At 66.1% G+C, this 7,588-nt stretch carries 7 protein-coding genes; 5 read left to right on the top strand and 2 right to left on the bottom strand.

The features are described from left to right. Positions 1-17: 17 nt before the first annotated feature. Positions 18-944: a LysR substrate-binding domain-containing protein gene (locus tag ACO6D5_RS09650; RefSeq protein WP_035213183.1), complete on the bottom strand. Its 927-nt coding sequence runs from the start codon at positions 942-944 to the stop codon at positions 18-20. A gap of 258 nt (positions 945-1,202) precedes the next feature. Between ACO6D5_RS09650 and ACO6D5_RS09645 the strand changes: the two genes are divergently transcribed. The 5 genes from ACO6D5_RS09645 to ACO6D5_RS09625 all read left to right on the top strand — a co-directional run bounded on the left by ACO6D5_RS09645 (position 1,203) and on the right by ACO6D5_RS09625 (position 6,300). After that, entirely contained in the window at positions 1,203-2,192 is a 990-nt protein-coding gene (locus tag ACO6D5_RS09645; RefSeq protein ID WP_315844585.1) for a tripartite tricarboxylate transporter substrate-binding protein, read from the top strand. Positions 2,193-2,262: 70 nt separating this feature from the next. Further along, positions 2,263-3,138 (top strand): N-formylglutamate amidohydrolase, encoded by an 876-nt coding sequence (locus ACO6D5_RS09640; RefSeq protein WP_485825237.1) that lies wholly within the window; start codon positions 2,263-2,265, stop codon positions 3,136-3,138. A 287-nt stretch (positions 3,139-3,425) separates the two neighbouring features. Next, positions 3,426-4,544 carry a Re/Si-specific NAD(P)(+) transhydrogenase subunit alpha gene (locus ACO6D5_RS09635; protein ID WP_485825236.1) on the top strand — a complete coding sequence of 373 codons (1,119 nt, stop codon included), beginning with the start codon at positions 3,426-3,428 and terminating at the stop codon, positions 4,542-4,544. 2 nt (positions 4,545-4,546) lie between these two features. After that, entirely contained in the window at positions 4,547-4,864 is a 318-nt protein-coding gene (locus ACO6D5_RS09630) for an NAD(P) transhydrogenase subunit alpha part 2 (protein WP_006224972.1), read from the top strand. Then, positions 4,861-6,300 (top strand): NAD(P)(+) transhydrogenase (Re/Si-specific) subunit beta, encoded by a 1,440-nt coding sequence (locus ACO6D5_RS09625; RefSeq protein WP_315844582.1) that lies wholly within the window; start codon positions 4,861-4,863, stop codon positions 6,298-6,300. The genes ACO6D5_RS09630 and ACO6D5_RS09625 overlap by 4 nt, the downstream gene beginning before the upstream one ends. Before the next feature lie 50 nt (positions 6,301-6,350). Here the strand turns inward: ACO6D5_RS09625 and glcF are convergent, their stop codons facing one another. Beyond that, a complete protein-coding gene (glcF, locus tag ACO6D5_RS09620) occupies positions 6,351-7,586 on the bottom strand; it encodes a glycolate oxidase subunit GlcF (RefSeq protein ID WP_485825235.1) in 1,236 nt (411 codons plus the stop codon). Positions 7,587-7,588 lie beyond the last annotated feature (2 nt).

Raw genomic sequence — 7,588 nt, 5'->3', positions numbered from 1 at the left:
TTTGACTCATGATGCGACTATTTTAATTCGGACAGCGCGTCTTCCCGCGGCTGAGGCTCCGCCGCCCGCGACACTTCCATCAGCCAGGCCCGGAAAGCCTGCAGGGTGGGCAGGTTGGCCTTCTGCTCGGGATAGCACAGGTAATAGCCCATGCGCGCGCGGATGGGCAGTTGGATGGCGACGGCCAGCTTGCCGTCGCGCAGTTCGTCTTCGATCAGGCAACGCGGGATCAGCGCCACGCCGAATCCGGCGGCCGCCGCCTGGGACAGCAGCGCGTATTGGTCGAAGCGCGCCCCTTCCAGGCTGCGCCGCGTGTCGCAGCCGGCCTGCTCGAACCAGTCACGCCAGCCTTCCAGCGCCGACGTGTGATGCAGCAGCGGATATGCCAGCAAGGCCTCGGGCGACGGACAGCCGCCCGGGATCAGGCGCGGGCTGCAGACGGGCACGATTTCACGGCCGACGATATAGTCCGAGCCACTGCCGGGCCACAGGCCTTCGCCGAAGCGCACGGCGGCATCCAGTTCAGGCGTTGAAAAGTCGTAGCCCTGGCGGTGCGGCAGGAACTCCACATGGATGTCCGGGCGCAGACGCATGAAGGCCGTCAGGCGCGGGATGAGCCAGCGCGCGCCGAAAGTCGGCATACAGGTCAGGTTGAGCGTGCCGCCCTGCCCCTGGTGCGCGATCAACTCCACCGTGGCGGCCTCGATCTGGCCCAGGCCCGCCTGGATCTTGGTCAGATAACTGCGGCCGGCCTCGGTCAGGACCAGGCCTTGCCTGATCCGCAGGAATAGTTCGACGCCGACGAACTCTTCCAGATGTTTCACCTGTTTACTGACGGCGCCTTGCGTCACGCACAATTCCTGCGCCGCGCGCGTGAAGCTGCTGTGGCGCGCCGCGACCTCGAATGCCTGAAGATCCGTTAATGAGGGACAGAAACGTCGCATGTGTCGCCCCCACGAAGCGTGGGGCTCCTGCCCCAGCGGGGCTTGACCGGGGGATGATCCCCGCTGCCTCCGGCCCATTGAAAAGCAACAAGATAGTTACATAAAAGTAACGTCCCAACGATGCTGGCCCAAGAGAGGCATGAAAAAAAGTCATAGCTTACGGAGAAACTTTCGTTTGCGCAAACCGCCCTGCCAGGAAAGAATCGTTGCGTTTGCGTCTGCCTTTGCGCATCCGCTTTCCATTTATTAGGGGAATCCATGCAACGCCGTAACGTAGTACTGGGCCTGTGTGTCGCCGCCGCGACCCTGGCCATGCCGCTGACCTCGGGTATCGCACACGCTGAAGACGCGTATCCGAGCAAGCCCATCCGCCTGATCGTCCCCTTCCCGCCCGGCGGCACCACCGACATCGTCGGCCGCCTGTTCGCGGACAAGCTGGGCAAGGAACTGGGCCAGACCGTCGTGGTGGAAAACCGCGGCGGCGCTGGCGGCTCGATCGGCAGCGCGTTCGTCGCCAGCAGCGCGCCGGACGGCTATGTCCTGGGCATCGCCACCGTCAGCACGCACGGCATCAACCCGGCCATCTACCCGAACCTGCCGTTCGATGGCGAGAAGGACTTCACCCCCATCTCGAACCTGGCCGCCGTGCCGAACATCATGACGATCAACCCGAAGGTCCAGGCCAAGAACATGGCCGACTTCATCAAGCTGGCCAAGAGCCAGCCGGGTAAGTTGACGTACGCGTCCGCCGGCAACGGTTCGGTCTCGCACATGATGGGCGAACTGTTCAAGATGGCCTCGGGCACCGACCTGATGCACGTGCCTTACCGTGGCGTGGGCCCGGCGCTGAACGACGCGCTGGCCGGCCAGGTCGACGTCATGTACGACAACCTGCCCTCGACCCTGCCGCACGTGCAGTCCGGCCGCCTGATCGCCATGGCGGTTGCCTCGCCCAAGCGCGTCGCAAGCCTGCCCGACGTGCCCACGTTCGCCGAAGTCGGCCTGCCGGCCGTGAACGATGCGTCCTGGTTCGGCCTGGTCGCTCCGGCCAAACTGCCGGAACCCATCCTGGCCAAGCTGAACGCTGCGGTGCAGAAGGTCAGCGCCGAAGCTGACGTCAAGACGCGCCTGGAAGCGCTGGGCGCCGAACCGGCCGCCAACAGCTCGGCCGACTTTGGCAAGCAGATCGCGGCGGAAATCGCCAAGAACAAGCGCATCGCCAAAGAAGCCAACGTGAAGATCGACTAAGCGGTCTTCGGCCCTGCCCGCGCAGGCTTGCGCGGGCAGGGCCTCCGATTCACGAACGCAAGACCCCAATATGCGAATTACCCAACCCCTGTCTTACCGGCTCGACCTTCCGCAGCAATATCCGGATTCGGAAACCTCGGCCCCGCTTGTGCTGGACTCCCCGCACAGCGGCACCGCCTACCCTCCCGATTTCGCGGCCGCGGTGGACTTTGGCGCATTGCGCACTGCCGAGGACACCTGGGTTGACGACCTGTGGGGCGACGCCATGGAAATGGGCGTGCCGATGATCGCCGCCGGTTTTCCGCGCGCCTACATCGACGCCAACCGCGCGCCCGACGAGATCGATGAACTGCTGCTGGACGCCGCCTGGCCCGACGCCATCAATGCCTCGTCCAAGGTCAAGCTGGGCAAGGGCCTGATCTGGCGCATGCTGGATGACGGCACCCCGCTCTACAACCGCAAGCTGACGGTCGAAGAAGTCCGCCACCGCATCGACGCCTGCTGGAAGCCCTACCACGCCGCGCTGGGCCAGGTGCTGGACGCCGCCCACCAGAAGTTCGGCAAGGTCTGGCACATCAACTGCCACTCCATGCCCAGCGTCGCCGGCGCCTTCGCCACCGACCGCCCCGGTCTGGTCCATCCCGACTTCGTGCTGGGCGACCGCGACGGCAGCACCAGCGACCCGGCGTTCCGCGAGTTCATCGCGGCATGGCTGCGCGAGCGCGGCTACAACGTCACGGTGAACGATCCCTACAAGGGCGTGGAATTGGTGCGCGCCTTCGGCCGCCCCGAAGAAGGCCGCCACAGCCTGCAGATCGAAATCAACCGCAAGCTGTACATGGATGAAGTCACGCTGCGTCCGACTGAAAACTATGGCCGCCTGAAGGCCGATCTGCGCGACCTCACCGCCGCGCTGATCAAGTGGACTCGCGCGCAGACGGCCTGACGCCGGACGCCTGCACGCAAGTAGCCGGCCAGCGGCGTGGTAAGACTGGCCGGAGCAAGTGGGTTGAATGACCCGAAGCCCCATGGTTCGCCATGGGGCTTTTTTTTGTGCGGAAGATTGCGTAAGCCAAAAGAAGCAATGTCCGCCCCCCGCCAGTCTGCAGCAGAATTGCCGGCCCGCCGCCGGGCCGCCCCAAGGCGGGCCAGCCCCCTCGGGGGGCGGCAAACGAGTGAAACGAGAGCGGCGTGGGGGCATATACTACGGCGAACCTTCTAGGAGAGGCGTCGATGCACATCGGGATACCAAAAGAAACCCGAGACGGGGAAACCCGTGTCGCAGCAACACCGGAAACCGTCAAGAAGTACGTAGGCGGCAAACACACCGTTGTCGTGGAGCGTGGCGCAGGCACTGCCGCCCGCTATCTGGACGACGCCTACGAGGCCGCGGGCGCCACGCTCGGTTCCGCCCAGGATGCCCTGGGCGCCGAACTGGTGATGAAGGTTCGCGCGCCCTCCGCCGCGGAATTACCGCACATGAAGCCGGGCACGGTCGTGGTCGGCATGCTCGATCCGTTCGATGCCGAAGGCCTGGAGCAGATGGCCGGCGCAGGACTGGTCGGATTCGCGCTCGAGGCCGCCCCCCGCATCACGCGCGCCCAAAGCCTGGACGTACTGTCCTCGCAAGCCAACCTGGCCGGCTACAAGGCCGTGCTGCTGGCAGCGCACCACTACGGCCGGCTGATCCCGATGATGATGACTGCCGCGGGCACCCTGAAAGCCGCGCGCGCCGTGGTCCTGGGCACCGGCGTGGCCGGCCTGCAAGCCATCGCCACGGCCAAGCGCCTGGGCGCGGTGGTCGAAGCGTCCGACGTGCGCCCCGCTGCGCGCGAGCAGGTGGAATCGCTGGGCGCCAAGTTCATCGACGTGCCCTTCGAGACCGATGAGGAACGCGAGATCGCCCAGGGCACGGGCGGCTACGCCCGCGCCATGCCGCCCAGCTGGATGGCGCGGCAGGCGGCGCTGGTGTCCGAACGCTGCAAGCAGGCGGACCTCGTCATCACCACCGCCCTGATCCCCGGCCGCCCCGCCCCCACGCTGGTGTCCGCCGAAACCGTCGCGGCCATGAAACCCGGCTCGGTGCTGGTCGACCTGGCCGTTGAACGCGGCGGCAACTGCCCCTTGTCCGAAAAAGGCCTGGTCGTGGAAAAGCACGGCGTGACGATCATCGGGCTGACCAACCTGCCCGGCCTGGTGGCCACGGATGCGTCCGCGCTGTACGCGCGCAACATCCAGGACTTCCTGAAGCTCATCATCAATGCGGACGGCGCGCTGGCGATCCAGCGCGACGATGAAATCGTGGCGGCCTGCCTGGTGTGCGAAGGCGGCAATGTGACGCGGAGAACCTGAACATGGAAGCGATCAACCCCACCCTGATGAACCTCATCATCTTCGTGCTGGCCATCTATGTCGGCTACCACGTCGTGTGGAACGTCACCCCCGCCCTGCACACGCCGTTGATGGCGGTCACCAACGCCATCTCGGCCATCATCATCGTGGGCGCCATGCTGGCGGCCGCGCTGACCGAAGGCGGACTGGCCCGCGGCATGGGCGTGTTCGCCGTGGCGCTGGCCGCGGTGAACGTCTTCGGCGGCTTCCTGGTGACCCGGCGCATGCTCGAGATGTTCAAGAAGAAGGATCGCAAGCCGGGCAAGGAGGAAGCGAAATGATCTCGCTTAACCTCGTCACCCTGCTGTACCTGATCGCGTCGGTCTGCTTCATCCAGGCGCTCAAGGGCCTGTCGCATCCCACCACCTCGCGGCTGGGCAACGCCTTCGGCATGGCCGGCATGGCGATCGCCGTGCTGACCACGGCGGCGCTCATCGTCGGCCTGGCACGCGAAGGCACCGCCACGATCGGCCTGGGCTGGGTCCTCTTGGGCCTGCTGGTGGGCGGCACCGTCGGCACGCTGATGGCCCGCCGCGTCGAAATGACGAAGATGCCGGAACTGGTCGCCTTCATGCACAGCATGATCGGCTTGGCGGCCGTCGCCATCGCCGTCGCGGTCGTGGCCGAACCCCATGCCTTCGGCATCGTCGCCGCGGGGTCGATGATCCCCACCGGCAACCGCTTCGAGCTGTTCATCGGCACCTTCGTCGGCGCCATCACTTTCTCGGGTTCGGTCATCGCCTTTGGCAAGCTGTCGGGCAAGTACAAGTTCCGGCTGTTCCAGGGCGCGCCGGTCGTGTTCGCGGGCCAGCACATGCTGAACCTGGCGCTGGCACTCGTGATGCTGGGCTGCGGCGTGTGGTTCATGCTGACGCAGGACTGGACGCCCTTCGTCATCATGACGCTGGTGGCCTTCGTGCTGGGCGTGCTGATCATCATCCCGATCGGCGGCGCGGACATGCCGGTGGTGGTGTCCATGCTGAACAGCTACTCGGGCTGGGCGGCGGCCGGCATCGGCTTTTCGCTGAACAACCCGATGCTGATCATCGCCGGCTCGCTGGTGGGGTCTTCCGGCGCGATCCTGTCCTACATCATGTGCAAGGCGATGAACCGGTCGTTCTTCAACGTGATCCTGGGCGGCTTTGGCGGCCAGGCGGGCGGCGGCGCGGACGCCGGCGCGGGGCAGCAGCGCAGCGTCAAATCGGGCAGCGCGGACGACGCGGCTTTCCTGATGACCAACGCCGAAAGCGTGACCATCGTGCCGGGCTACGGCCTGGCGGTGGCGCGCGCGCAGCATGCGCTCAAGGAACTGGCGACCAAGCTCACCGAACGCGGCGTGACCGTCAAGTACGCCATCCACCCGGTCGCCGGACGCATGCCCGGCCACATGAACGTGCTGCTGGCCGAGGCCGAAGTGCCCTACGACCAGGTCTTCGAAATGGAAGACATCAACAGCGAGTTCGCCCAGACCGACGTGGTCCTGGTGCTGGGCGCCAATGACGTCGTCAACCCGGCCGCCAAGAACGATCCGAAGTCGCCGATCGCCGGCATGCCCATCCTGGAAGCCTATAAGGCGCGCACCGTCATCGTGAACAAGCGTTCGATGGCCTCGGGCTATGCGGGCCTGGACAACGAGCTGTTCTACATGGACCGCACGATGATGGTGTTCGGCGACGCGAAGAAAGTGCTGGAAGACATGGTGAAAGCGGTGGAGTAACCGCCGCCCGCCCACGAATGCCCCTGGCGGGGCGTTCGTGGCGCCTGCCCTTATGCGGCCACCGCCTTCCGCAACTGTTCATCCACCACTTCCACCCAATGCCGCACCGGCGTATCGGTGCCGCTTTGCAAATGCCCGATGCAGCCGATGTTGGCCGACAGGATAACGTCCGGCCCGCCTGCCGCGATGGCGCCCAGCTTGCGGTCGCGCAGTTCCAGCGCGATCTCGGGGTTCAGCACCGAATAGGCGCCCGCCGAACCGCAGCACAAGTGCTTGTCGGCGAACGGCAGCAGTTCAAACCCCAGGTCGGCCAGCAGTTGCTCTGACAGCGGCCGCAGGCCCTGCCAGTGCTGCAAGGTGCAGGGCGGATGGAATGCGGCCCGCGTGCCGGCCGGCAAGCGCGCGCGCAGCTGCTCGGCATGCGGCGCCACGATCTCGGCCACGTCTTTGACAAGCGCGACGATGTCCGCGGCCTTCTGCGCGTAAGCCGGATCATGCTTGAGGTGGTGCGCATATTCCTTCACCATCGCGCCGCAGCCCGACGCGTTCATGACGATGGCTTCGACGCCCCCGTCCTGAACCAGCGGCCACCAGGCGTCGACGTTGGCGCGCATCTGCGCCAGCGCCGCATCCTGCGCGTCCAGGTGGAAGCTGACCGCGCCGCAGCACCCGGCGCCGGGCGCGATGCGCGCGCCGATGCCCACGGCATCCAGCACACGGATCGTGGCCGCGTCGATAGTCGGCATCATGGCCGGCTGCACACAGCCGGCCAGCATCAGCACTTGCCGCGCGTGCCCCGCCACGGCGGGCAACGGGCCCGCGTCGCGGCGTTCCGGCACCTTGCGCTTGAGCGCTTCAGGCAAAAAGCCGCGCACGGCCTGCCCCATCCGCATCGCCGGCGCGAACATCGGCGACAGCATCGCGCGACGCAGGAAATTGCGCTTCGCCTTTTCGGCCCAGGAACGCGGCACGCGCTCGTCCACGATCTTGCGGCCGATATCGATCAGATGACCGTATTCGACGCCGGACGGGCATGTGGTCTCGCAATTGCGGCAGGTCAGGCAGCGGTCCAGGTGCTGATGCGTGGACTGCGTGGGTTCGGCGCCCTCCAGCACTTGCTTGATCAGGTAGATGCGGCCACGCGGACTGTCCAGCTCGTCGCCCAGGACCTGATACGTCGGACAGGTCGCCGTGCAGAAGCCGCAATGCACGCACCGCCGCAGAATGGCGTCTGCCTCATTGCCCAGGTCGGTATCGCGTGCCCAGGATGCCAGGTTGGTTTGCATGA

The sequence above is a fragment of the Achromobacter sp. genome (genome assembly GCF_057314935.1).
This window is presented reverse-complemented; position numbering and strand designations above follow the sequence as displayed.

Excerpts from the sequence above, each read along its gene's own strand:
- ACO6D5_RS09650 (WP_035213183.1), bottom strand. The coding sequence starts at position 944 with ATGCGACGTTTCTGTCCCTCATTAACGGATCTTCAGGCATTCGAGGTC.
- ACO6D5_RS09630 (WP_006224972.1), top strand. The coding sequence starts at position 4,547 with ATGGAAGCGATCAACCCCACCCTGATGAACCTCATCATCTTCGTGCTG.
- ACO6D5_RS09645 (WP_315844585.1), top strand. The coding sequence starts at position 1,203 with ATGCAACGCCGTAACGTAGTACTGGGCCTGTGTGTCGCCGCCGCGACC.
- ACO6D5_RS09625 (WP_315844582.1), top strand. The coding sequence starts at position 4,861 with ATGATCTCGCTTAACCTCGTCACCCTGCTGTACCTGATCGCGTCGGTC.
- ACO6D5_RS09635 (WP_485825236.1), top strand. The coding sequence starts at position 3,426 with ATGCACATCGGGATACCAAAAGAAACCCGAGACGGGGAAACCCGTGTC.
- glcF (WP_485825235.1), bottom strand. The coding sequence starts at position 7,586 with ATGCAAACCAACCTGGCATCCTGGGCACGCGATACCGACCTGGGCAAT.
- ACO6D5_RS09640 (WP_485825237.1), top strand. The coding sequence starts at position 2,263 with ATGCGAATTACCCAACCCCTGTCTTACCGGCTCGACCTTCCGCAGCAA.